We start from the raw sequence: 22,788 nt of genomic DNA on the forward strand, positions 1-22,788 counted from the left end.
CCATGCTGTTCACACGAGCCCGCCGCCCGAGGCCGCCGCGCCGGCGGGCACCGGCTGGAGCGCGCCGCCGCGCAGTCGGCGCGGCCGCCGGGTGCGCCCTGGCCGCGCTCGCGGCGCCCGGTCCGGCCGCGCTCGCGCAGGAGGGCGGCACGAGTGCCGCGCGGCTGGACGCCTTCGCCGAGCGCTACGTGGAGCGCACCGGCCTGCCGGGGGCCGCCGTCGCCGTCACCAAGGGGGACGAGGCGGTGCTCACCGCCGGCTACGGTCGCGCCTCCGACGGCGCGCCGCTGACCGCCGACTCGCCGATGCGGATCGCCTCGCTGAGCAAGTCGTTCACCGCACTGGCCGTGATGCAGCTCGTCGAGGCGGGCGAGGTGGAGCTGGACCGGCCGGTGCGGCGCTACCTGCCGGAGTTTCGGATCGCCGATCCGCGCGGCGCGCGGATCACCGTCCGCCACCTCCTCGACCAGAGCTCGGGGATGTCCGACCAGACGCTGCCCGACGCCTCGCGCCCCCGTCGGCCCGACTCCCTGAAGGAGGCCGTCGCGCGGCTGCGCGCTGCCGGGCTCTCCGCCGATCCCGGCAGCGAGTGGAACTACCACAACCCCAATTACCACGTCGCCGCGCGGCTGGTGGAGGAGGTCAGCGGGCGCCCGTTCGGCGCCTACATGAGCCGGAAGGTGCTCGCTCCCGCGGGGATGGACGACACCGTCGCGCTGGAGACGGCGGGGGCGCCGAGCCCGGGACTGGAGGACGGGTTCGTCCGTGCCTACGGGGCGGACATCGCCGTGCCCGAACCCGACCACTTCAGTGCCGGGTCCGGCGGGATGGTGTCCACAGCCGAGGACATGGCGCGCTGGCTTGTCCTGCAGCAGCGCGGCGGGCTCTCGGCCGCGGGCGAGCGCGTGGTGTCCGCTGAGAGCGTCGCCGAGATGCACACACCCTCCTCTCGCGACGGCCGCTACGCGCTGGGCTGGATGCGGCGCGAACCCGAGGAGGGCGACCGCGCCCGCCTGCCGCAGATCTGGCACGGCGGCGCCCTGTCCACCTACTCCTCCTACCAGTTCCTGGTGCCCGAAACCGGCTACGGCGTCGCGGTGCTGCTCAACACCGGGATCGCGCTGACCGAGGAGGACGCGTGGGGCCTCGCCGAGGGCCTGCTGGCGCTGGCCGAGGGCCGCACGCCCCCGGAAGGCGGGTCGTCGCTGTGGAAGGTCGACGCCGTATTCGGCGCTCTCACGGTGGCCACGGCAGCGCTGGGCGTCCGCGGACTGCTGCGCAGCGGCGCCTGGGCGCAGCGCCGCCGGCGGCGCCCGCTGTGGCGGGCCGCCGCCCGGCTGCTCGTCTACCTCGTCCCGGCGGCCCTGCTGGCCGCCTTCCAGCCCGCCGTCGACTTTCTGCTGGGCGGGCGGGACGGCACCTGGCTGCAGCGCTTCTACGCGATCCCGGCCGAGTTGTCCTTCCTCGCATTCGCCGCTTTCACCTGCCTGGCGATCGCCGCCGCACGCGTCACCGCCCTCGTGCGGTCGAGGCGCTGGTAGGGGCTCGAATCCCGCCGCCGACCGCGGTCGGCGGCGGGGACCGCCAACCGTCGAGGTCGCGGCGGCAGCCGCCCGTAGCGGAGCGCTTCGGGCGCTTGGCGCGCCTCAGGTGTCGAAGGGGCTGACCACCGTCTGCGACTCCTGCATGGCGGCGAACATGCGCTGCATCGTCTCGGTGTCGTTGAGGTGGGGGAACGGCTCGTCCGGAGCGTCGACGCCGAGGAAGTCGCACAGCGGCCCCCAGCCGTCGCGGGCGGAGAACACCAGGAGGCGGTCGGCCGGCGCCGCCGCGCGGACCTGCTCGGTGTGGGTGTTGAACACCTCCACCGCCTCGTCCTCGGTCAAGGTGAGGCTCGGTGCCCAGCCCAGCTCCAGCCGCTCCTGGGCCGCCTCCGTCAACGCCGGCAGGAAGTCGGCCATGCCCCGCATCGGCTCGGGGAGGCCCTCCGCGTCGAGCCGGGACGGGTCGGGGAAGGCGTTGCGGACGCTCTCGTGCCAGCGTCTCGGGTCGCGCACGGTGAGGATGATCTTCGCGTCCGGGTACGTCCGGCTCAGCTCCTGCCAGTAGATCGAGGCGGGGAAGTCCACTGCCGCCTTGTACCCCTCGAACACGCCGTCCCAGTCGGTCGGCCCGTCCTGCAGGACGGGCTTCCACCTTTCGATGTGCTCGGGGTGGCTCATCAGCTCGAACATGTGGTAGCAGGGGCCGAACCCGAGGCGCTCCAAGGCGGCCTTGAGCGAACTGGTGCCCGTGCGCGGCAGCCCGGCTCCGATGACCTTCAGCAATTGCGTTCCTTTCCCTGCCGTCTCGGGGAATCGGCGGATTCTCGATTCCGCCCGCCGCTAACCGTAGGATAGGCCTACGGAAATCCGTAGAGTCAGCCTACGGTTAGGCTGCGGTCACGGCAAGGCGTCGTGGGGCACGGCACCGAGTGGAGGTGAGCGGTGAGAATCGACGCGCGGCGCAACCGCGAGGAGCTGCTGCGTGCGGCGCGGGAGGTGTTCATCGAGCGGGGCGCCGACGCCGCGCTGGATGCGGTCGCTCAGCGGGCGGGTGTCAGCATCGCGACGCTGTACCGCAACTTCCCCGACCGGTCGGCGCTGGTGCGCGCCATCGTGCTGGACGGGGTGGACTCCATGTGCCGGGCGGCGCGCCGCGCCCGGGACGCCATCGCCGACGACCCCGCCGGAGCCTGGCGCACCTTCGTCGAGACGGCGGCGGCGCTGCGGGCCGGCGTCCTGATGCCGATGCTGCTGCCCATGTTCCCCGACCTGGGCACCGACCCGGAGCTGAGCCGGGCCCGCGATGAGGTCGCCGCGGCCGTCGGCGACCTGGTCGCCGCGGCGCAGCGGCACGGCCAGGTCCGCTCCGACGTCGCGGCCGACGAGATCATGCTGATGATCATGGCCCTCGCGCGCCCGCTGCCTGCGCTGGCCGAGGAGCACGTCCCGGAGTTCATCGAGCGCGCCCTCGCCGTCGCCGTCGCCGGCCTGCGCCCGGGCAGCGGCCCCGCGCTCCCCGGGCGGCCGGTGGCGATGCGGGTCCTCGGCGGGGAGCGTGCGGACCGGGCCGGGGAGTGACCGGAAGCTGCGGCGGCCGTGTTCCGGTCAGGCGCGGTCGGCGTCCGCTGCGACGGGCTCGGGCGCGGGTGCGGGGAAGAACCGCCGTGCCCACAGGGAGACGTAGACGAGCCCGACCAGGGCGGGCACCTCGACCAGCGGGCCGACGACGCCCGCCAGCGCCTGGCCGGAGGTGATGCCGAAGACCCCCACGGCCACGGCGATGGCCAGTTCGAAGTTGTTGCCGGCGGCGGTGAAGGCCAGGGTGGCCGAACGCGCGTAGGGCAGCCGCACCGCCCGTCCCAGCAGCATGGACAGCCCCCACATCAGCACGAAGTAGACGAGCAGCGGCAGGGCGATGCGCGCCACGTCCACCGGGCTGGAGGTGATGGCCTCGCCCTGCAGGGCGAACAGCACGACGATGGTGAACAGGAGGCCGTACAGGGCGAAGGGGCCGATGCGGGGCAGGAACCGCTGCTCGTACCAGGTCCGCCCCTTGGTGCGCTCGCCGAGGGTGCGGGTGAGGTAGCCGGCGGCCAGCGGGATGCCGAGGAAGACCAGCACCATCATGGCGATCTCCCAGGCGGAGACGTCGATGCCGCTGGTGTCCAGCCCCAGCCATCCCGGCAGCGCCTCCAGGTAGAACCAGCCGAGCAGGCCGAAGGCCAGCACCTGGAACACCGAGTTGAGGGCGACCAGGACGGCCGCGGCCTCGCGGTCGCCGCACGCCAGGTCGTTCCAGATCACGACCATCGCGATGCAGCGGGCCAGGCCGACGATGATCAGCCCGGTGCGGAACGCGGGCAGGTCGGCCAAGAAGATCCAGGCCAGCGCGAACATCACCGCCGGACCCACCAGCCAGTTGAGCACCAGCGACCAGGCCACCAGCCGGGTGTCGCGGGTGACGGTGCCCAGGCGGTCGTAGCGGACCTTGGCGAGAACGGGGTACATCATCACCAGCAGGCCGACGGCGATCGGCACGGAGACGCCGCCCGCCTCGACCGCCTCCAGTGCGCCCTGCAGCCCGGGGACCCAGCGCCCCAGCAGGAGGCCGGCGGCCATGGCCAGCCCGATCCACACCGGCAGGTAGCGGTCCAGGGTCGACAGCCGGCGGGCTTCGGCCGTACCGGGCGGCGCGGCTCCCGTGTCCGGTCGGGTCATGCTGACTCTCCTCCTGGGCGGCGCTGTGTCGGCGGGAGCCACATTACATCGAAGCAAGCTGATATCAACTTCAGCTGATAAGTTCGGAGGGCGGCGGCCGCTCGCGGGCCCCGCCGCATGCCGCTGCAGTTCGGTCCGGAAAGGCGGGTCCCGTGTCAGGCAAACCGAGTGTGCTCTTCGTCTGCGTGCACAACGCCGGTCGCTCGCAGATGGCGGCCGGACTCCTCGGCCACCTCGCAAAGGGGCGGGTCGAGGTCCGCTCCGCCGGGTCCGAGCCCGCCGAGTCGGTCAACCCGGTCGCGGTAGAGGCCATGGCCGAACTCGGCATCGACATCACCGCCGAGCAGCCCAAGGTGCTGACCGCCGACGCGGTGGAGGCCAGCGACGTCGTGGTCACCATGGGCTGCGGCGACACCTGCCCGATCTTCCCCGGCAAGCGCTATTTGGACTGGGAGTTGGACGACCCCGCCGGCCGGCCCCTGGAGGAGGTCCGCCCGGTCCGCGACGAGATCCGCCGCCGGATCGAGGCGCTGCTGGCCGAGCTGGGCGTGCCCGCTCGGGGGTGACGGCGGGCAGGCGGGAGGTCGCGCTCAGGCGGACGCTCGCGCGCGCGGATCGCTCGGGGACCTCAGCACGGGCGGTAGCGGTCCCGGGCGCCGGCCGCCTGGGCGGCCAGCTCGCGCAGGCCGTCGGCGGCCTCGGCCACCGCCTCGGGGCGCAGGCGGTAGTAGGTGTAGCGCCCGCGGGGCTCGGTCTCGACGAGCCCGGCCCGGCGCAGCAGCCGGAGGTGGTGGCTGACGGTCGTCTGCCGGGCGCCGGTCTGCTCGATCAGATGGCACGTGCACATCTGCTCGGTGGCGAGCAGCCGCACGATCCGGGCCCGCAGCGGGTCGCCGAACAGGCCGACGGCGGCCTCGGCGACCGCGTCCTCCGGTGACATCAGCATGTTTCGATATCACCACGGCCGACCGGGACCGTCAATCTCGGGCCGGATCCGGTGTGCCCGGCCACGTCGGTGGGGGAGAGCTCGCCGAAGGCGGTCTCGGCCGCGTCCACGCCCTGATGCAGCAGGCTGCGCACCCGGTCCTGGCACCGGGCCGGGGCCGGGACGGCGCCTTCGACGCAGGGGACGAGAACCGAAGGGGCCGTGGACAACCCCCGCCGGCGAAACGGCGGTGGGCCGGCATCCGGATGAGGGCCCCTCACGGGGGCCGACGGGCGACGGCCGACCGGTCGCGCAAGAAATCTACGCCGTAAAGGCGCGCGGTCTCGTTCAACCCGAGGTCGTTCGCCCCCCGGTCCGAGCCCGCCCGGCACCCCGGACCTGAGTACGGCCACTCACGCCCCCGGGCCCGGCGATGCGCTGGAATCGGGGCATGACTCCTGCGCAGCTCCCTTCCCCGCAGCAGGCCCACGGCGACCGGCACAGTCCGCACTGGTGGATCGCGCCCGTGGTCCTGACCCTGCTGGCCGTTCCCGGGTCCTTTCTGCTCCTCTTCCTCATGGTCTTCGGGATCATGGCGTTCGACCCGTGCTCTCCGGGCGGCTGCCCGCGCGCCGAGCAGCACTACAACGCCGCCGCGATCACCGCCCTCTGCAGCCTGGTCCCGGTGATCGCGGTCTGGTGCTTTCCGCACCGCCGCGCCTACACCTGGCTGCGGCTCGGTATGATCGCGGCCTACGCCGTGGTCTTCACCGCCGTTGCCGTCGCGATGATGACGATCCCGATCGGCGAGTGAGCGCAGCCCGCCGGAGAAGCCGCGCCGGTCCCGGCCGCACGGCGCGGCTTCAGCGGTGGGACGGCCCGGGGCCGGGGGCGGGCCGGATGCCCGGCCAGGTGCCCTCGCGGGCGAGCCGGGCGGTCACCTCCACGATGCCGTGGCGGACGGCGGCCACGGCGTGCGGCGGCTCGTAGTGGTCCTGGGCCGTGCACACCGCGACGTAGCGGCCGACGACCGGATCCACGATCCTGCGGACCACGAGGCCGGGTGAGCGCCCCAGCGCATCGGCGCTGGAGACCGGCAGCACGGCGCAGGCCTCGCCGCCTTCGGCGATACGCACCATCGTCCCCAGCGACTCCACGTCCGCGGCGATCGTCGGCGCCGTCCCGAGCTCGGCGAAGACCCGGTCGACGAGCACCCGCAGGTTGCTGCGCCTGCCCGGGACCACCAGCGGCACGTCGCGCAGCTCCGCCAGCGGGATCTCGGCCGTCTCGGCGCCCGGCTCCGCCGGTGCGCACCCCGCCCGGCCGACCAGGTGCAGGTCTTCGGAGTACAGCACCGTCTCGCCGGGGCGCGGCGCGTCGTCGTCGCGGAAGAGGACGGCGATGTCGAGCCGGCCGGCCCTCAGCAGCTCCTGTATGTAGCCGCTCATCGACTCGAACAGTTGAAGGTGGATGCCGGGGTAGTGCCGCCGCGCCCAGGAGAACAGCGCGGGCGCCAGGTGGACGGCGGCGGTGGTCGGCAGCCCGACGGCCACCGGGCCGCGGATGCTGTGCGGGTCGTCGGCGACGTCCTCGGCGAGCCGGTCGAACCGGCGCACGAGCTGCTGGGCGTCGCGGTAGAGGCTCCGGCCCGCGGGCGTGGGCACCACCCCGCGGGGCCCGCGCTCGACCAGCCGCACCCCCAGCTCGCTCTCCATCTGGGTGATGCGCTGGCTGACGGCGGGCTGGGAGACGAACAGCGCCGCCGCGGCGCCGGTGAAGCTCCCGCTGTCGATGACGGTGATGAAGTCCCGCAGATGGGCGATGTCCACCGGCTGCTCCCTGCCCTTCCGTCTCCGCGCGCCGACCGCGCCCCCGATCCGCGCGTTCGGCGTACGCCGGGATGCGGCGGGCGCGCTCCACGACCGGCCGGTCGATCATCTCACCGGCCTGCTGGGCGGCCCCCTCGGCCGCCCCGCCGAGGACACCGCGGGCCCACTCCAGCTCGGCCGGGCCGGGTGCGAAGGCCGTGTTCCACGTGCGGGCTCCGGGCGGGACGGATGCACAGCTTGCCGCCGACAACCCCGCCGGCGCGCGGGCGGCCGCGCGCCCGGCGGCCCCGGGCCGCGCACAGCGGTGGTGACGCCGCCGACCGGAGGAGGCGGGGAGCGCGCCGCCGAACAGGCAGCCGCACGGTCTCGGGCGCGGCGGCGATCCCCTTCAGGCAGACCAGGCCCCGGGCGGACTCGGCGAGCGGCAGGACCGGCGCCCGCGTCTCCCCGGCCGCGGCGCGTACGTCGGCGGCGGAGGCGGTCTCGGGCAGGACCAACGGCCGCCGGTCCGAGTGCGCGGCACGGTGCGGCGTCCTCGGCGACGTCGGCGGTGGAGCGCGCGTTGACGCGCACCGCGACGGCCGGCCGTCGCGGTGCGCGGCCGGTCCCCCGCAACGCAGCGCCGGGCGGGCGGCGGCCTCGCCGCCCTCGGCCGCGCTGTCCTCCGGGTCGACGACGGCGGCGCCGGCTAGCCGCCCACGGCCGCGGCGAAGGGGTCCGGGCGCGAGGCGGGGGCGAACGGCCGGGTCACCGCCTCGGCGCGAGGCCTCCGGTCGCCGCCGCGGTCACACGATCCCTGCGGATCGCAGGTCGGCGATCTCGCCGGCCGGCAGCCCCAGCTCGGTGAGGACGGCGTCGGTGTGCTCGCCCAGACCGGGCACGGGGTCCATGCGGGGCTCGGGGTCGACGGGACCGGGTGGCGCCAAGGCCGGCACCCGGCCCGCCGGAGTGTCCACTCCGTGCCAGCGCCCGCGCGCGGCCAGCTGCGGGTGCTCCCACACCTCGGCGAGGCCGTTGACGCGGGCGTGGGCCACCGGGATCGCGGCGAGCCGCTCGACGGCCTCCTCTCCGGTCAGTTCGGCGAAGCGCGCGGAGATCAGAGGGCCCAGCGTGCCGCGGTTCCCGCTGCGGGCGGAGTTGGTGGCGTAGGCGGGGTCGTCCGCGAGGTCGGGCCGCTCCAAGAAGCCCGCGCAGAACGCCCGCCACTCGCGCTCGTTCTGGATGCTCATCATGACGACCTGATCGTCGCGGGACTCGAACGGGCCGTAGGGGTAGATCGTGGCGTGCGACGCGCCGGCGCGCGGCGGCGGTGCGCCGCCGCCGTAGGTGTAGTAGAGCGGGAAGCCCATCCACTCGGCGGTGGCCTCCAGCATCGACACGTCCAGGTGGGCGCCCGTCCCCGTGTGCTCGCGCTCCAGCAGGGCGGCCAGGACCGAGCTGTAGGCGTACATGCCGGCGGCGATGTCGGAGACGGAGATGCCCACCTTGGCCGCGTCCTCGCCGCTGCCGGTGACCGCGAGCAGCCCGGCCTCGCTCTGCACCATGAGGTCGTAGGCCTTCATCGTCTCGTAGGGCCCCGGCGAGCCGTAGCCGGAGATGTCGCAGACGACGAGCCGCGGGTGCTCGGCCCGCAGGCGCTCGGCGCCGAGGCCGGCGCGGTCGGCGGCCCCGGGCGCCAGGTTCTGGATGAACACGTCGGCGGTGGCGAGCAGGCGGCGCAGCACCGCCATGCCGCGGGGGTCCTTGAAGTCGAGCGTCAGGGACTCCTTGCTGCGGTTGGTCCACACGAAGTGGGAGCTCATGCCGTTCACCCGCGAGTCGTAGCCGCGTGCGAAGTCGCCCGCTCCCGGCCGCTCGACCTTGATGACGCGCGCGCCGAGGTCGGCCAGTTGGCGGCTGGCGTAGGGAGCGGCGATGGCCTGCTCCAAGGACACGACGGTCACTCCGCGAAGCGGCTGCATGGTCCCTCCTCCGTGTGGTGGGCGGTGGACGCGGTCTGCGGGGGTGGGCGAAAGGGCCTGCGTCGGCCGTTCAGACGACGAGGCCGATCGCGCACACGATGACCAGGGAGACCACCGACGCCAGGGCGGTCACGAAGGTCAGCGCCTTGAGCGTGCCCCGGGTGGTGACACCCAGCAGCGACTGGAACATCCAGAAGAAGTTGCTGTTGACCTGCAGCGCGAACAGGGCGCCGGAGCCGATGGCCAGTCCCAGCACCTGCGGGGGAAGGTCCAGGCTGCCCATGATCGGGGCCAGGATCCCCGCCGCGGTGATGGCGGCGACCGAGATCGATCCGATGGCGAGGTGCAGGACGGCGGCGATCGCCCAGGCCAGGAGCACGGCGACGAGTGCCGGAGTGCCCGACTCGGCGGAGAAGAGGCCGGCGAGGACGCCCTCCAGGCCCGTCTCGCCGATCACGGCGCCCAGCGAGCCGCCGACACCCGTGACGAGCAGGATCTGACCGGTGGTGTTCAGGCCGTCCTGCAGCGCGGAGTTGGTGCGCTCGCCGCCGAGGGTCAGCCGCGCGAGCAGGTAGGCGCCGAGCAGCCCGATGAAGAGGGCGAAGGCGGGGTCGCCGAAGAAGGAGATCGCGGGCGAGGCCATGCCGGCGGCTTCGGCGACGGCGCCGGCGGCGATCATGACCAGCGGCACCAGGATGGGCAGCAGGGAGACCGGCAGGGGAGGGGTGCGCGGCGACTCGGCCGGGGCCTCCGCGGCGTCGTCCTCGTCTCCGGCGCTCCCGCCACCGCCGCCGCCTCCGCTCGCGCCGGCGACCGCGGCCGCCTCGCGCTCGTCGGCCGCCGCAGCGGCGACCTCGTCCTTCTCGGTGCTCCAGAAGCCCAGCCGCAGCAGCCGCCCGTAGAGGAACGTGGTGATGACGGCGGTGGGCAGGCCGACGCCCAGCCCGTACAGCAGCATGGTGCCCAGCGGCAGGTTCAGCAGGCCCGCGATCGACACGGTGCCCAGTCCGGGCACCACGAAGACGTAGCCGACCAGGATGCCCGCGGTCAGCGCGCCGCCCATCATCGCGATGCCGTGGCGGCCCAGGCGGGGGGCGGCGGAGCGCGCCAGCGGCGCGGCGAGTACCAGTTGCACGTCGACGTAGATCGACGGGAAGACCGTGCTCAGTACGGCGCTGAGCGCGTAGGGCAGGCGTGTGGGGCCCAGCGCCCGCAGCAGCAGCTCCACGAGCTTCTGCAGTGCGCCCATGGAGAACAGCAGCGACCCCAGCAGAACGCCGAAGCCGATCAGCAGCCCGACCTCGGTCATGATGTCGCCGAAGCCTCCGGCGACGGTGGTCATCGTGTCCTCGAAGCCGAGGCCGGCGGCCAGCCCCAGGTAGATCGAACCGATGACCAGCGCGATCACCGGTTCGACGCCTGCCGCGAGAATCAGCAGCACCACCCCGAGGATCGCAATCGCGGTGTGCAGCACGATCAAGGTGTCAGTCATCGACTCGTTTCCGTTTCGGTCCCTGGAGAGGGGGTTCCAGAATCCGGTCGCGAACGCACCCGGCGGTCCCGCGCGGGGCGCGGGACCGCCGGATATACGCGGCTCCCGCTCCGGCTCCGACGGGGGCGGCGGGGGTCGACCGCAGACAGTCGGAGCCGGCGGGCGCGCAGGCGGGCGCGCAACACCGCACCCCCGCCCTGTGGGCCGCGACACAGACCCGGCCATGCAACACGAGCTGGGCGAATTGCGGTAGACGTCGGATTGCGAGGCCCGCATAAGCCGTGCTTATACCTCGCCGACGGGGCGCGCCCCTTCTTGCAGGTGGCCTCGGTGCAGCCGGTGCCCGCAGGGGAGCGGAGCCGGATGGCCGGCCGTGCTCGCGGCCATGGGCTCCTGGCCGAGGCCGCCCGGGCGGTCGGCGCCGACCGGGCGGCGCCGACCGCCCGACGCGGCCACTCCGGGAGGTTCGCCGCGGTGGGCCATGGCGCGGAAGCGGATCCGGGAGAGCCCGAACCGGCCCAGGCGGCCTCGGGGGCGCCGTCCACCGCGTCCCGGGTGCGGGTGCGGGTGCGGGTTGCGCCGGCGTCGCGGGCGGGTCCCTTCGCGCCGTTCAACGGCGCGCGCAACGGGCGGGCAAGCCGCTGACCGCGCCGATCGGCCCTCCGGTCGGCCGGGGGCAGCGCCGGCGGCCGGAAGCGGTCGCCGCGAGGGGGCCCGGGATGGGCCCGGCGGTTGCCGCCTGCTCATAGGATGAGGGCCCGAATACGCCGTGTGGCGGATATTTCGGACCCCGACCCCCGCCCCCCGACATCGGGGCACGCCCGCCTCACGCGCCTGCCACCCCCGGGAAGGACCGATGAACGCCGACACCCCCTCGCCAGAACCCGAGCACGGCTCGGCCCCCACCTCCATCGACACCTCAGTCCCGCACTCCGCCCGGGTCTGGAACTACTGGCTGGGCGGCAAGGACAACTACGCCGCCGACCGCGAGGCCGGCGACCAGTTCCTCCAGCGCTTCCCCCAGGTGCCCGCCTTCGCCCGCCAGGGCCGCGGCTTCCTCATGCGCGCGGTCACCTACCTCGCCCGCGAGGCCGGCATCCGCCAGTTCCTCGACCTGGGGACGGGTATGCCCACCGCCAACAACACACACGAGGTCGCCCAGGCCCACGCGCCCGAGTCGACCGTCGTCTACGTCGACAACGACCCGCTGGTGCTGGCACACGCCAACGCCCTGCTCGTCGGGACGACCGAGGGCACGACCGACTACATCCACGCCGACATCCGCGACCCCGAATCCATCGTCGCCGCGGTCCGCGGGCGCCTCGACTTCGACCGGCCGATCGCCCTGGTGCTGATGGGCGTCCTGGGCCACATCGACGCCGACGAGGTGCCGCGGATCATCCGCACCCTCGTCGAGGCCCTGCCCAGCGGCAGCTACCTCGCGCTGTGGGACGGCACCGACACCGACCCGGGTGTGCTGGCCGCGCTGGAGGAGTACAACGCCAACGCGCCGCTGCCCTACCGGCACCGCAGCCCGGAGTGGATCGCGTCGCTCTTCGACGGCCTGGAGATCGTGGAGCCGGGCCTGGTGCCCTGCCCGCGGTGGCGCCCCGACCCCACGGAGGTGGGGACCGACTCCGACGCGCCGTCCCTGGCCGGGGTCGGCCGCAAGCCCTGACGCGCCGGGCGCGCGGCCGGAGCGGGGCGCGGCGGCCCCCGCCCTTCGTCCGTGCGCGCCGGCCCGCTCCGCGCCGCCTACCGCCGGCTCCTCACCGGTGATCGCGGTGCATGTCCGCGGTGTGCAGGGCGCTGTGCGCCCGCCAGCGGGCCACCTCGCGGCGCAGCCGCCGCTTGGCCGCCGCCGGCTCCGCGGAGGGCGAGTCCCACAGGTCGACCGCCTCGCCGGGGTCGACGGCGAGGTCGAAGAGCTGCCCCTCCTCGGAGTCGACGAACTCCACGAGCTTCCAGCGTGCGTCGCGCACCATCGTCATCAGCTCGGTGCCCTTGAGGATGTGGTCCCGCGCGTGCTCGGAGAAGACGAGTTCGCGCCCGGACCACTCCTCTCCCCGCAGCGCCGGGAGCAGCGACCGCGCCTCCATCCACGCGGGCGGGGCGATCCCGGCCAGCTCCAGGACCGTGGGTCCCAGGTCCATCATCGAGGTGAGGCCGTCGACCCGCCGGCCGGCCTGCACCCGGCCCGGCCCCCACACGACCGCGGGCACCCGCACGCTGCCCTCGTACATGGTCCACTTCTGGCTGTGGCCGTGGTCGCCGAGGCAGTCGCCGTGGTCGGAGGTGAAGACGATGACGGTGTCCTCCAGTACCCCGCGCCGTTCGAGCGCGTCGAGGAGCAGGCCGAGCTGCTCGTCGATCATGGTCACGTTCGCGTGGTAGTGCCGCCGCTGGCGGAGCGACTGCTCGGCCGTGGGCTCGGGCAGATGCACGACCGCGTCGTGGTCGACCTCCTGGTGCTCGCGCCGGAGGCGCCCGAGCGCCTCCGGCTGGGCGGCGAGGTCCTCGTCGCTTCGCAGGGGGCGCGGCATGTCGCGGTCGCGGTAGGCGTCGAGGTGGCGCGGCACCGGGTCGTAGGGCGGGTGCGGTCCGGGGAACCCGATTTGCAGGAAGAACGGCTCGTCGCCGGGGTAGGTGTCCAGCCACCACACGGCGTTGCCGCCGACGAAGACGTCGGGGTGCATGTCCTCGTCGAGCTCCCATTCGAAGGCGCCCAGGCGCTCGCGGTAGTCGGCCCGTTCGCGGTAGGTGGTGCGGGTCGGCTTGGTCTCGCCGCGGATCCAGAAGGCCTTGTCGAGCTGGTCGTGGAAGAACGGAACGCTGGGGTGGTCGCGGTCCTTGTTCTCCACGACGGTGCGCTCGTGGAAGCCCAGCGGTGTCTCCCAGGGGTGGGTGTGCATCTTGCCGACGTTGACGCAGCGGTAGCCCGAGTCGGCGACGGTCTCCACCCACGAGTGCCGCCAATGCTCCTCGTTGCGCAGGACGCCCAGCGAGTGCGGGTAGACGCCGGTGAACAGGCTCGCCCGCGAGGGCGAGCAGGAGGGCGCGGTGACATAGGTGGCGGTGAACGCCGTCCCCTCCCGTACCAGGCGGTCGAGGTTGGGGGTGTCGACGTGGCCGTGGCCGAGCGCGGCGACGGTGTCGAACCGCTGCTGGTCGGTGATCACGAAGACGATGTTGGGACGGGTCTCGTCGCTGCTCATGCGTTTCCGGGCCTTTCGGTTGCGCGTGGGCGGCCGCCGCGGCGGCCGTGCGTGCGGTGCGGGTGCGGGGTCATCGGGCGGCGGTGGCGACCAGTCCGCTGCGGTGGGTCTCGGCCGCGAGGCCGACGCAGACGAGGCTCAGCAGGCACATCGCGCCCATGTAGACCGCGACGGGCCAGTAGGACTGGCCGAACGCCGCCGCCAGCGCGGTCGCGATCGCGGGCGTGGGGGCTCCGCCGATGAGCGCGGAGGACTGGTAGACCACGCCGAGCCCGGTGTAGCGCGTGCGGGTGCCGAACATCTCGGCGAACAGCGTGCCCTGGATGGCGAACATGCAGCCGGTGCCCACGGCCAGCGCGACGACGATGGTGGCCCAGACGATCAGCGTGTTGCCGGTCGCCAGCAGCGGGAAGTAGGCGACCGCGGTGACCAGGCAGACGGCGATGCCGAACATGTAGACCGGTCGCCGGCCGATCCGGTCTGATATGTGGCCGATGACGGGGATCGTGGCGATCTCCACCGCCGCGGCGATGGTGAAGCCGTTCAGCATCATCGCCCCGCTCAGGCCGAGATGGGTGGTCGCGTAGGCGATGCCGAACACGTTGATTACGTTGAAGGTCACCGCGTCGGCCATCCGGGCGCCGACCGCCAGCAGCGTGTTCTTCGGGTGCTCGCGCAGCAGCGACAGCACCGGCAGGGGGCGGGGGCGGTCGGCCTCGCCGCGGAAGACCTCGGTCTCGGACAGGTTCCGGCGGATGTAGTAGGCGACGGCGAGGAACAGGCCGCCGAGCAGGAACGGAACCCGCCAGCCCCAGCTGTGCAGGTCGGGCTCGGGTAGCAGCTGCACCAGCGAGAAGACGCCGGTGGCCACCAGCAGACCGCACGGGGTGCCCATCTGGTGGACGCTGCCCATGACGCCGCGCCGGCCGGTGGGCGCGTTCTCCAGCGCGACGAGTGCGCCGCCGCCGAACTCGCCGCCGATGCCGAGGCCCTGCAGGAGGCGCAGGACCATCAGCAGCAGCGGCGCGGCAGTGCCGATGGCGGCGTGCGTGGGGAGCAGGCCGATCACGAACGTGCAGCCGCCCATCAGCAGGATCGTGATCAGCAGCATGCGGCGCCGGCCGATCCGGTCGCCGAAGTGGCCGAACAGCACGGCGCCGATCGGGCGCATCACGAACCCGGCGGCGAACACGCCGAAGGACTCCAGGATGCCGGCCGTCTCGGAGGAGTCGGGGAAGAAGAGCTGCGGGAAGACCAGCGACGCGGCGATGCCGAACAGGTAGAAGTCGTACCACTCCAGGAACGAGCCCGAAGCGGAGGCGACGAGGGCGCGGACGGTGGTGTTCGCCTTGGCGGGGGGTTTGGTCTGACTCATGTACAACACTCCTAGGCTCAAATGAGCGGATTTGTGCGCTCACATGAGATATGATGTAGAGCACATGCTCATGGACGCCGTCGGCCGTGTCAAGATTTGGCGGAGGGAACACGTGCGACGGAGTGAGGGAGTGAAAGCCGTGGCGACCGGGGGCAGCGACCTCTCCGAGACCGAGTCGAGGGCGCTGGAATCCGGCGACGACGTCGCGGTCCAGATCGCCATCGCCCGCCGCTACTACCACCGCGACGAGTCCAAGGTGGCCATCGCGAAGGCGTTCGGGCTCAGCCGCTTCCAGGTCGCGCGCCTGCTGCAGGACGCCCGCCGCGACGGGCTCGTGCGGATCGAGATCGGCGCGCCCGGAAGCCGCGACCGCGAGCTGGCCGCGGCCCTGCAGGAGCGCCTGGGGCTGGCCAAGGCCGTGGTGGTCGCCTCGGCGCCGTCCTCGCCGCACATGGCCGTGGAGTACGTCGGCCGCGCCCTGGCCGAGGAGGTGGCCGCGGCGGTGAAGGCCGGAGACGCGCTGGGGGTCGCCTGGAGCAGCACCACCGTCGCCATGGCCGACGCCTTGGCGCAGCTGCGGCCGTGCTCGGTGGTCCAGCTCGCCGGCGCCATCTACCCGCCGGCGGGGGTGCCGGGCTCGGTCGAGATCACCCGCCGGCTGGCGCAGGTGGCCCGCGGCGACGCCCACACCATCTACGCGCCGCTGGTCGTCGCCGACGCCGAGACGGCCGGCGGTCTGCTCCGCCAGCCCGAGATCGACGACGTGCTCAAGCGGGCGCGATCGCTGGACCTCGCCGTGATGTCGGTGGGCGCCTGGCACCCCTCGGCGTCGGCCGTCTACGACCTGCTCTCACCGCAGGAGCAGGAGGAGATCGCGGCAGCCGGGGCCTGCGGCGAGATCTCCGGGCGCCTTTTCGACACCGCGGGCCGCATCGTCGCCGCCTCGCTGAGCGAGCGGGTCATCGGTGTCACGGCCGAGGAGCTGCAGGCCGTGCCGCACCGCATCGTCTCCAGCCACGGCGCCTTCCGCGCAGAGGCCACCCGCGCCGCGGTCCGGGCCGGGCTCGTGCACACGCTGGTCGTCGACAGCGAGCTCGCGGCGGCCCTGCTCGAAACCGCCTGAGGGAGGCCGCCCCGGCGCCGGCCGGGACCACCGGCCGGCGGACGCGGGGCGGGGGCTCAGTGTGCGGCGCTGAGGTTGCCGGAGAGGTCCTTGTGCAGTTCCTCGCTGGGGATGTTCAGCCCGGTGATCTCGGCGGTGATGCCGTGCTTGGCGAACTTGTCGACAGCGTGGTCCAGGGCCGCCACCGCCGAGGAGTCCCACATGTGCGCGCGGGACAGGTCGACGACGACCCGGTCCACCCCCTCCTCGGTGTAGTCGAACTCGGCGGTCAGCTCGTTGCTGGAGGCGAAGAAGAGGTCGCCGCGCACGGAGTAGACCCGCACCCCGCCCTCGGGGTCGAGCACGCTGGTCACCCCGGAGAGGTGGGCCACGCCGCGGGCGAACAGCGCCGTGGAGGCCAGTACGCCCACGATCACGCCGATGGCGAGGTTGTGCGTGGCCACCACCACCGCGACGGTGACCACCATGATCGCGGTCTCGGTCCAGGGCATGCGCCGCAGGGTGGCGGGGGCGATGCTGTGCCAGTCCATGGTGGCGATCGACACGAAGATCATCACGGCGACCAGGGCCGCCATGGGGATGACGGCGACGACGTCGCCCAGCGCCACCACCAGGACGAGCAGGAAGGCTCCGGCCAGGAACGTGGACAACCGGGTGCGGGCGCCCGAGCGCACGTTGATCATGGTCTGGCCGATCATCGCGCAGGAGGCCATACCGCCGAAGAAGCCGGTGATGATGTTGGCCCAGCCCTGGCCGCGGGCCTCGCGGCCCTTGGCCGAGCGGGTCTCGGTGATGTCGTCGACCAGCTTGGCGGTCATCAGCGACTCCATCAGCCCCACCAGCGCCAGCGTCGCGGAGTAGGGCGCGATGACCTTCAGCGTCTCCCAGGTGAGCGGGACATCGGGCAGCAGCGGCACCGGCATGCTCTCGGGCAGCTTCCCCATGTCGCCGACCGTGGGCACCGCGAGGCCGGAGGCCACGGTCACGCCGGTGAGCACGATGATGGCCACCAGCGGCGCCGGCACCGCCGTGGTCAGCCGCGGCAGCACGAAGATGATCGCCAGCCCGGCCGCGATGAGCGCGTAGACCGGCCAGCCCTCGCCCGCGAAGTGCGGCACCTGAGCCAGGAAGATGAGGATGGCCAGGGCGTTGACGAACCCGGTCATGACGCTGGGCGGCACGAACCGCATCAGTTTGGCCACGCCCGCCAGGCCCAGGACCACCTGGAAGAGCCCGGCCAGGATGGTGGCGGCCAGGAGGTGGTCGACGCCGTGCTCGCGTGCCAGCGGCGCCACGACCAGCGCCATGGCCCCGGTGGCCGCCGAGATCATGGCCGGGCGCCCGCCGAGGAAGGCGATGGAGACCGCCATGGTGAAGGACGCGAACAGCCCGATGCGGGGGTCGACGCCGGCGATGATCGAGAAGGAGATCGCCTCGGGGATCAGGGCCAGGGCGACGACGAGGCCGGCCAGGACCTCGGTGCGCAGTCGCGAGACGGACAGGGACGGGAGCGGAAGGCGCGGGCGGGGTCGGGTCTGCTGGGCGGTCATGAAGCCAATCTCGTCGTGGGTCGCGTCCGCGGCGCGGCCGGCCGCGGGCGCTGTGCCTGCGGCCCGGACACGCCGCGGCGCGCGGCGGGCGGATACCTGGGATGGGAACGCGGCGCCTCGGTGCCTTCGCGCGGCCGTACGGGCGCGCGAGACGACCGCGGGAGCGGCGCCGTCGCCGCGGTCCGCGGTCCAGGGTGTCGAGGCGAAGAGGGGCGCGAGCCGCGGAGGGCTCGGCGCGCCACAAGCCTACAGTTACGTGAGTGTCATGATCACTCGCCGCGTACGAGAGCCTGCCCACATCCCCGCCGGTCGGCTGGCGCGCCGGAGGCCGCCGCCGGCGGTCGGCGCGGGGAAACGGGGGAGCGGGGGCCGAGTGAGCGGGGCGGTGGCCGGACGGCTGGATCGTCGATGGGAGTTGTCGGGCGCCCGGGGCCGAGGGACACAAGCGATCAGGGACCGCTTGACCGGGGGCGCCGATCAGGCGGTTGTGCGGGATCGCCGCGTTGAGCGCGCAGATGCGCCGGCACACCCGCGCCCACAGGCCCGCAGTGGTGCGGGCGGCGTGGCGTTGCAGCCCGAGCCGGCTCTTCGGCGTCCGGATGACGGCCTCGATGCGCCGGCGCAGCCGGGGCGTCCAGGTTCGCGTTCAGAGCTCGAGCATGGGCGCCCTTCGCCACGTCCGCAGCCGGTTCGGCAAGCCTCCGCCAACGATCTAGTAGTCGAGTTCGACGGTGTCGCGGGTGTCGGGGTCCGCCGGGTCGGCGCCGGCGGCCACCTCCTGCTGGTAGCGCCGCAGGCCCACCCCGTCCAGCCGCGTGCCGTCCAGGCCCGACTTCCAGTAGGCGGCGGAGTGCAGGTCGGTGCGCCCGACACCGAGCTCACCGAGGAGGAGGCGCCGCACCTCGCGCATGACCCCCGCTTCGGCGGCGAGCCAGGCCTGGACGCGCCCGCCGGTCCGCCCGCCGTCGCGTACGGCCCGCTCCAGCGGCGATCCGGAGCCGGTGGGCGAGCCGCCCGCCACCCAGTGCACGGTGACGTTCGCGCGCGGCCGCAGCAGGTCCCGGTCGGAGGCGTGTCCGGCCGCGAGGTAGACCGAGGCCGGTACCCGCGGCGGCAGCGACTCGGTGATCGCCGCGATCGCGGGCAGGGCGCTCGCGTCGCCGATCAGCAGGTGGTGGTCGACGCCGGTGCCGGCGTGGAACTCGCGGCGCATCCCGGCCAGGCCGATCGTGTCGCCGACGGCGGCGCTGTCCAGCCACCGCCGGGTGAACCCGTCGTGGCGCAGGACGTCGAAGGTGATCCGCCGGCTGCCGGGGTCGAAGCGGCGGACGGTGAACGCGCGGAACACCGGCGGCCGGGCGTCCGGCGGCCAGTACGGCAGCCCGTCCCCGCCCCGCTCCGGGAACTCCACGCCGCCGCGGCCCTCCGGAGGGAGCAGGAGCTTGAAGGCGTCGGCCGGCAGCGCGTCGCGGTAGCCGGCCAGCTCGTCGCCGACGACCGCGACCCGGGTGAAGCCGTCGGAGACCGCGGCGACCGACTCGACCCGCACCCGGCAGTTGAACGGTTGTCCCTGCTTGCTGAGCCGCCGGATCTCCTCCCGCACCGAGGTCATGACACGCCCTCCAAGTCGCTTAGGTTAGATTAACCTAAATGAACCCCAATGCGGTCTTCAAGGGAGTGTCGGACGCGGGCGGGGGCGGCGCCGGTGGGGTGTGCGGACTGAACGGCCCAGGCCACGGCGGGGGGTCGGCGGTTTACAGGGCGATCGGCTGAGGTTAGCCTCACCTCATGAAAATCGTCCCCCGTAGCCTCGTCCGCCCGATCGCGCTCGCGGCCGCCCTCGTGCTCGGTGCCGCCGCGTGCGGCGCCCCTGACTCCGAGCCCTCCGCCGACGGGCCCTCCCTGCCCGAACCGGTCGAGGTGGAGCACCGGTTCGACACCACCACCGTCGAAGCGGTGCCCAAGCGCGTCGTCACCCTCGACCTGCAGTGGACCGACGTCATGCTCTCCATGGGCGTCGAACCGGTCGGTTATCCGGCCGACACGGCGATGCCCGAATCGGGCGTCCCCTGGCAGGATTTCTCCGGGGACGCCGAGTCGCTGTCGGTCGCGGACGGGCTTCCGATCGAGCGGATCGCCGCGCTCGAACCGGACCTGATCGTCGGCACTTACACGATCCCCGACCGCAAGAGCTACCGGCTGCTCTCGCGCATCGCCCCCACGATCGCCTCACTCGACGAGCGCCAGGTCATGCCCTGGGCGGACCTGGTCGGCATCGCCGGCAAGGTCCTCGACGAGCCCGCGGCGGCCGACGAGGTCGTCGCGTCGGTCCAGGACGAGGTCGAGGCGGCCGCGGCGGACATGCCGCAGCTGAAGGGCCGGACGTTCGCACTCGCCCAGTACGTCGTCGGCGACAAGCTGTACATCGTCGCCGACGAGCAGGACGGGTCGAGCACGTTCTTCCACGACCTGGGCATGCGGATGTACCCGCAGGTCAAGCGCAGGGGAGAGGAGACCGGCGACGCGCGGATCGGCGTGAGCACCGAGCGCTCCGACCTGCTGCGCGCCGACTTCGTGGCCTTCCTCGTCAACGGCGGCGACGAGGGCGAACTGGGCGACATCCCCGGGTTCGACGAGCTTCCCGGTACGGTCGCCGTCCTGGACTACCCCACGATCGTCGCGCTCAACACCCCGACGCCGCTGTCGATCCCGCACGCGTTGGAGGCACTGCGCCCGCACCTGGCGGACGTGGCGGGCGGGGCGGACGCGTAGCCGGACCGGGGCGGCGTCCGCGGGCCGCCCCGCCCCGGCCCGCCCCGGTCCGGACCGCTCCGAACGCGTCAGCCGATGAAGGCCTCCGGTCCGAACCGGCCCCACGCCACGAAGGCCGCCAGGGCGAGGTAGGCCAGGTTCACCAGGATCTGCCCGTTCTCGCCGCGGCGCGCGTGCACGACGATCGCGCCGAGCATGACCAGCACGAGGCCGACGGCGGCCAGCGGTACCAGGACCGGCATGACGCCGAGTGCGGCGGGCAGGATCAGACCCGCCGCCGCGAGGAGCTCCAGAGCGCCGATCGCCTTGATGGCGCGGGGGCTCCAGTCCTCGGCCCACCGGCCGGTCTTGATCGCGGTGATCTTCTCCTTGGGAACGACGATCTTGCCCGCACCGCCGGCCCCGAAGGCGAGGGCCAGCAGTCCGGCGACGATCCACAGCGCGAAATCCATCAGGTCTCCTGGACAGGGGATGGGGCGTATCCGTTCGCGCATAGGACGCCCGCGACCCGATACTTGTGACACCGCCCCGATGCGGTGTCACAGAACCGCGGGGGCCGGCGTCTCGTGGGCGGACACGCTCACGAGAAGCGACAGGAGCACGGCATGAACCGCTCAGGCCCGGACCGCGGGACGGACAGGGACGACGGCGCGGACCCCGCGACGGCGGCGTTCGTGGCCCACCGCAACCTGCTCTTCACCGTCGCCTACGAAATGCTCGGCTCGGCCGCCGACGCCGAGGACGTCCTCCAGGAGACCTGGCTGCGGTGGGTCGGCGTCGACCTCGCCGAAGTGCGCGACCGGCGCGCGTACCTGGTGAGAATCACCACCCGGCAGGCGCTCACCCGGCTGCGCACCCTCGGCAGGCGCAGGGAGACCTACGTCGGCCCCTGGCTGCCCGAACCGCTGCTGACCGCGCCCGACGTGGCCGAGGACGTCGAGTTGGCCGAGAGCATATCGACGGCGATGCTGCTGGTGCTGGAGACGCTGACGCCGACCGAGCGGGCGGTGTTCGTGCTGCGCGAGGTGTTCGACTTCGGCTACGGCGAGATCGCGCAGGCCCTTGGAAAGAGCGGGCCCGCGGTACGCCAGATCGCCCACCGGGCCCGTTCCCACGTCGCCGCGCGCCGCCCCCGCGGCGCCGCATCGCCGGAGGAGACGCGAACCGTGACCGCGGCCTTCCAGCGCGCCGTCGAGACCGGCGACCTCCAGGGGCTGGTCGACCTGCTCGCGCCGGACGTCGTCGCCCTGGCCGACGGCGGCGGGGTCAAGCAGGCGCTGCCGCGGCCGATCACGGGAGCCGACCAGGTCGCCCGCGTGCTGAAGGTCGGCCTGGACCGGGTCGGCGCCGCGTTGACGGTCGCCCCCGTCCACGTCAACGGCCGGCCGGCCCTCGCGCTCCTGCTGGACGGCAGGATCGACAGCGTCATGAGCCTGCGGGTCGAGGACAACCGGATCACCGCGATCTACACCGTCCGCAATCCGGAGAAGCTGTCCCGCATCGAGCGGGAGACCGCGGTGAGCCGCTGAGGAAGGGGCGCGCCGCCGGGCCGGAGCGCCCAAGGCGCCCGAGCCCGCCGGGAGCCGGGAGGCCGCCGCCGGCCGGCTCAGCCGCTGAGTGCGCCGCTCACCAGCGCGTGGAGCCGCTCCGCGACCCGGTCGAGGGGCAGTGTGCTGCGCTTCGCGCGGCACATGACCACGGCGCCCTCCACGGCGGCGACGACGAGCGCCGCGGTCTGGTCGCTCTGCTCGGGCGGGGCGCCGTGCTCGCGCAGCGAGGCGGACAGCAGTTCCTCCCACGAGTCGAAGGCCTCGGCGGCGGCCGCCAGGGGAGCGGGCGCCTCATTGGACGGGGGCTCCTCGACGGAGACGGCGAGTACCGGGCAGCCGGCGCGGAAGCCGGATTCGAGGAGGACCGTGCGCCACAGCGCGAGGAACGCCTCCAGACCGGCGACCGGGCCCGCGCGCAGTTCCCAGCCCAGCCGGCGGGCCACCCGCTCCCCGGCGTAGCGCACGGCTTCGGCGGCCAGTTGCTCCTTGCCGTCCGGGAAGTAGTGGTAGGTCGAGCCGAGCGGCGCCTCGGCGTGCTTGGCCGTCTCGCGGATGCTCGTGGCGTTGAGCCCGCGCCGGCTGATCATGTCGGCCGCGCCGGCCACGATCCGCCTGCGCGCCTGCGGGCCGCTCCCGCTCATCTGTGCGCCTCCTCGGTGTCTGCAACGCTCGTCATGGTCGAGCGTTGACGCTGCTCATGTCGACTGCCCCAGCGAATGTGAGGAGCGGACACG

At 73.5% G+C, this 22,788-nt stretch carries 20 protein-coding genes and 2 pseudogenes; 8 read left to right on the top strand and 14 right to left on the bottom strand.

Annotation, left to right across the window (positions count from 1 at the left end):
• Positions 1 to 2: 2 nt before the first annotated feature.
• A complete protein-coding gene (locus ABEA15_RS00610; RefSeq protein WP_345554973.1) occupies positions 3 to 1,541 on the top strand; it encodes a serine hydrolase domain-containing protein in 1,539 nt (512 codons plus the stop codon).
• A 105-nt stretch (positions 1,542 to 1,646) separates the two neighbouring features.
• Here ABEA15_RS00610 and ABEA15_RS00615 read toward each other — a convergent pair whose 3' ends face one another.
• On the bottom strand, positions 1,647 to 2,327 hold the full coding sequence (locus ABEA15_RS00615; RefSeq protein WP_345554974.1) for a sulfotransferase family protein: 681 nt from the start codon (positions 2,325 to 2,327) through the stop codon (positions 1,647 to 1,649).
• A 159-nt stretch (positions 2,328 to 2,486) separates the two neighbouring features.
• Here ABEA15_RS00615 and ABEA15_RS00620 point away from each other — a divergent pair, with 159 nt between their 5' ends.
• A complete protein-coding gene (locus ABEA15_RS00620; RefSeq protein ID WP_345554975.1) occupies positions 2,487 to 3,122 on the top strand; it encodes a TetR/AcrR family transcriptional regulator in 636 nt (211 codons plus the stop codon).
• A 27-nt stretch (positions 3,123 to 3,149) separates the two neighbouring features.
• Here the strand turns inward: ABEA15_RS00620 and arsB are convergent, their stop codons facing one another.
• On the bottom strand, positions 3,150 to 4,262 hold the full coding sequence (gene arsB, locus ABEA15_RS00625) for an ACR3 family arsenite efflux transporter (protein WP_345554976.1): 1,113 nt from the start codon (positions 4,260 to 4,262) through the stop codon (positions 3,150 to 3,152).
• A gap of 152 nt (positions 4,263 to 4,414) precedes the next feature.
• Here arsB and ABEA15_RS00630 point away from each other — a divergent pair, with 152 nt between their 5' ends.
• Positions 4,415 to 4,828, top strand: a complete 414-nt coding sequence (locus tag ABEA15_RS00630) for an arsenate reductase ArsC (protein ID WP_344140179.1) — start codon at positions 4,415 to 4,417, stop codon at positions 4,826 to 4,828.
• A 62-nt stretch (positions 4,829 to 4,890) separates the two neighbouring features.
• Here the strand turns inward: ABEA15_RS00630 and ABEA15_RS00635 are convergent, their stop codons facing one another.
• On the bottom strand, positions 4,891 to 5,208 hold the full coding sequence (locus ABEA15_RS00635; RefSeq protein ID WP_344140177.1) for an ArsR/SmtB family transcription factor: 318 nt from the start codon (positions 5,206 to 5,208) through the stop codon (positions 4,891 to 4,893).
• Positions 5,209 to 5,638: 430 nt separating this feature from the next.
• Here ABEA15_RS00635 and ABEA15_RS00640 point away from each other — a divergent pair, with 430 nt between their 5' ends.
• Positions 5,639 to 6,001, top strand: a complete 363-nt coding sequence (locus tag ABEA15_RS00640; protein WP_345554977.1) for a hypothetical protein — start codon at positions 5,639 to 5,641, stop codon at positions 5,999 to 6,001.
• 49 nt (positions 6,002 to 6,050) lie between these two features.
• Here ABEA15_RS00640 and ABEA15_RS00645 read toward each other — a convergent pair whose 3' ends face one another.
• The 4 genes and pseudogenes from ABEA15_RS00645 to ABEA15_RS00660 all read right to left on the bottom strand — a co-directional run.
• The gene (locus ABEA15_RS00645) at positions 6,051 to 7,016 is read right to left on the bottom strand and encodes a LysR family transcriptional regulator (RefSeq protein WP_345554978.1); all 966 of its coding nucleotides are present in this window, start codon (positions 7,014 to 7,016) and stop codon (positions 6,051 to 6,053) included.
• Between the two features lie 785 nt (positions 7,017 to 7,801).
• Positions 7,802 to 8,977 (bottom strand): CaiB/BaiF CoA transferase family protein, encoded by a 1,176-nt coding sequence (locus ABEA15_RS00650; protein WP_345554979.1) that lies wholly within the window; start codon positions 8,975 to 8,977, stop codon positions 7,802 to 7,804.
• A gap of 70 nt (positions 8,978 to 9,047) precedes the next feature.
• Complete coding sequence (locus ABEA15_RS00655) at positions 9,048 to 10,469, bottom strand: GntP family permease (RefSeq protein ID WP_345554980.1); 1,422 nt, start codon at positions 10,467 to 10,469, stop codon at positions 9,048 to 9,050.
• 444 nt (positions 10,470 to 10,913) lie between these two features.
• Positions 10,914 to 11,149: pseudogene (locus ABEA15_RS00660) on the bottom strand (30S ribosomal protein S14); the annotation flags it as partial.
• Positions 11,150 to 11,325: 176 nt separating this feature from the next.
• Between ABEA15_RS00660 and ABEA15_RS00665 the strand changes: the two are divergent.
• Positions 11,326 to 12,147 (top strand): SAM-dependent methyltransferase, encoded by an 822-nt coding sequence (locus ABEA15_RS00665; protein ID WP_345554981.1) that lies wholly within the window; start codon positions 11,326 to 11,328, stop codon positions 12,145 to 12,147.
• Between the two features lie 91 nt (positions 12,148 to 12,238).
• Here the strand turns inward: ABEA15_RS00665 and ABEA15_RS00670 are convergent, their stop codons facing one another.
• Positions 12,239 to 13,684: a sulfatase family protein gene (locus tag ABEA15_RS00670; protein WP_345554982.1), complete on the bottom strand. Its 1,446-nt coding sequence runs from the start codon at positions 13,682 to 13,684 to the stop codon at positions 12,239 to 12,241.
• Positions 13,685 to 13,754: 70 nt separating this feature from the next.
• Positions 13,755 to 15,059, bottom strand: a complete 1,305-nt coding sequence (locus tag ABEA15_RS00675) for an MFS transporter (RefSeq protein WP_345554983.1) — start codon at positions 15,057 to 15,059, stop codon at positions 13,755 to 13,757.
• 130 nt (positions 15,060 to 15,189) lie between these two features.
• Here ABEA15_RS00675 and ABEA15_RS00680 point away from each other — a divergent pair, with 130 nt between their 5' ends.
• Positions 15,190 to 16,182 (top strand): sugar-binding transcriptional regulator, encoded by a 993-nt coding sequence (locus tag ABEA15_RS00680; RefSeq protein ID WP_345554984.1) that lies wholly within the window; start codon positions 15,190 to 15,192, stop codon positions 16,180 to 16,182.
• A gap of 56 nt (positions 16,183 to 16,238) precedes the next feature.
• Here the strand turns inward: ABEA15_RS00680 and ABEA15_RS00685 are convergent, their stop codons facing one another.
• From ABEA15_RS00685 to ABEA15_RS00690, 3 genes and pseudogenes are all read right to left on the bottom strand, one after another.
• Entirely contained in the window at positions 16,239 to 17,732 is a 1,494-nt protein-coding gene (locus ABEA15_RS00685) for a SulP family inorganic anion transporter (protein ID WP_345554985.1), read from the bottom strand.
• Positions 17,733 to 18,176: 444 nt separating this feature from the next.
• Positions 18,177 to 18,357: pseudogene (locus ABEA15_RS25600) on the bottom strand (IS982 family transposase); the annotation flags it as partial.
• An 87-nt stretch (positions 18,358 to 18,444) separates the two neighbouring features.
• Complete coding sequence (locus ABEA15_RS00690) at positions 18,445 to 19,344, bottom strand: siderophore-interacting protein (RefSeq protein WP_345554986.1); 900 nt, start codon at positions 19,342 to 19,344, stop codon at positions 18,445 to 18,447.
• Between the two features lie 176 nt (positions 19,345 to 19,520).
• Here ABEA15_RS00690 and ABEA15_RS00695 point away from each other — a divergent pair, with 176 nt between their 5' ends.
• Positions 19,521 to 20,504 (top strand): ABC transporter substrate-binding protein, encoded by a 984-nt coding sequence (locus tag ABEA15_RS00695; protein WP_345554987.1) that lies wholly within the window; start codon positions 19,521 to 19,523, stop codon positions 20,502 to 20,504.
• A gap of 68 nt (positions 20,505 to 20,572) precedes the next feature.
• Here the strand turns inward: ABEA15_RS00695 and ABEA15_RS00700 are convergent, their stop codons facing one another.
• Positions 20,573 to 20,956 (bottom strand): DoxX family protein, encoded by a 384-nt coding sequence (locus tag ABEA15_RS00700; RefSeq protein WP_345554988.1) that lies wholly within the window; start codon positions 20,954 to 20,956, stop codon positions 20,573 to 20,575.
• 153 nt (positions 20,957 to 21,109) lie between these two features.
• On the opposite strand from ABEA15_RS00700, the gene ABEA15_RS00705 reads away from it, so the two are divergent.
• Positions 21,110 to 22,033, top strand: a complete 924-nt coding sequence (locus ABEA15_RS00705; protein ID WP_345554990.1) for an RNA polymerase sigma-70 factor — start codon at positions 21,110 to 21,112, stop codon at positions 22,031 to 22,033.
• Between the two features lie 77 nt (positions 22,034 to 22,110).
• On the opposite strand, the gene ABEA15_RS00710 is transcribed toward ABEA15_RS00705, so the two are convergent.
• Complete coding sequence (locus ABEA15_RS00710; protein WP_345554991.1) at positions 22,111 to 22,695, bottom strand: TetR/AcrR family transcriptional regulator; 585 nt, start codon at positions 22,693 to 22,695, stop codon at positions 22,111 to 22,113.
• Between the last annotated feature and the right edge of the window lie 93 nt (positions 22,696 to 22,788).

Origin of the sequence: Streptomonospora halophila, assembly GCF_039542725.1 — a bacterium.
Lineage (GTDB): Bacteria > Actinomycetota > Actinomycetes > Streptosporangiales > Streptosporangiaceae > Streptomonospora > Streptomonospora halophila.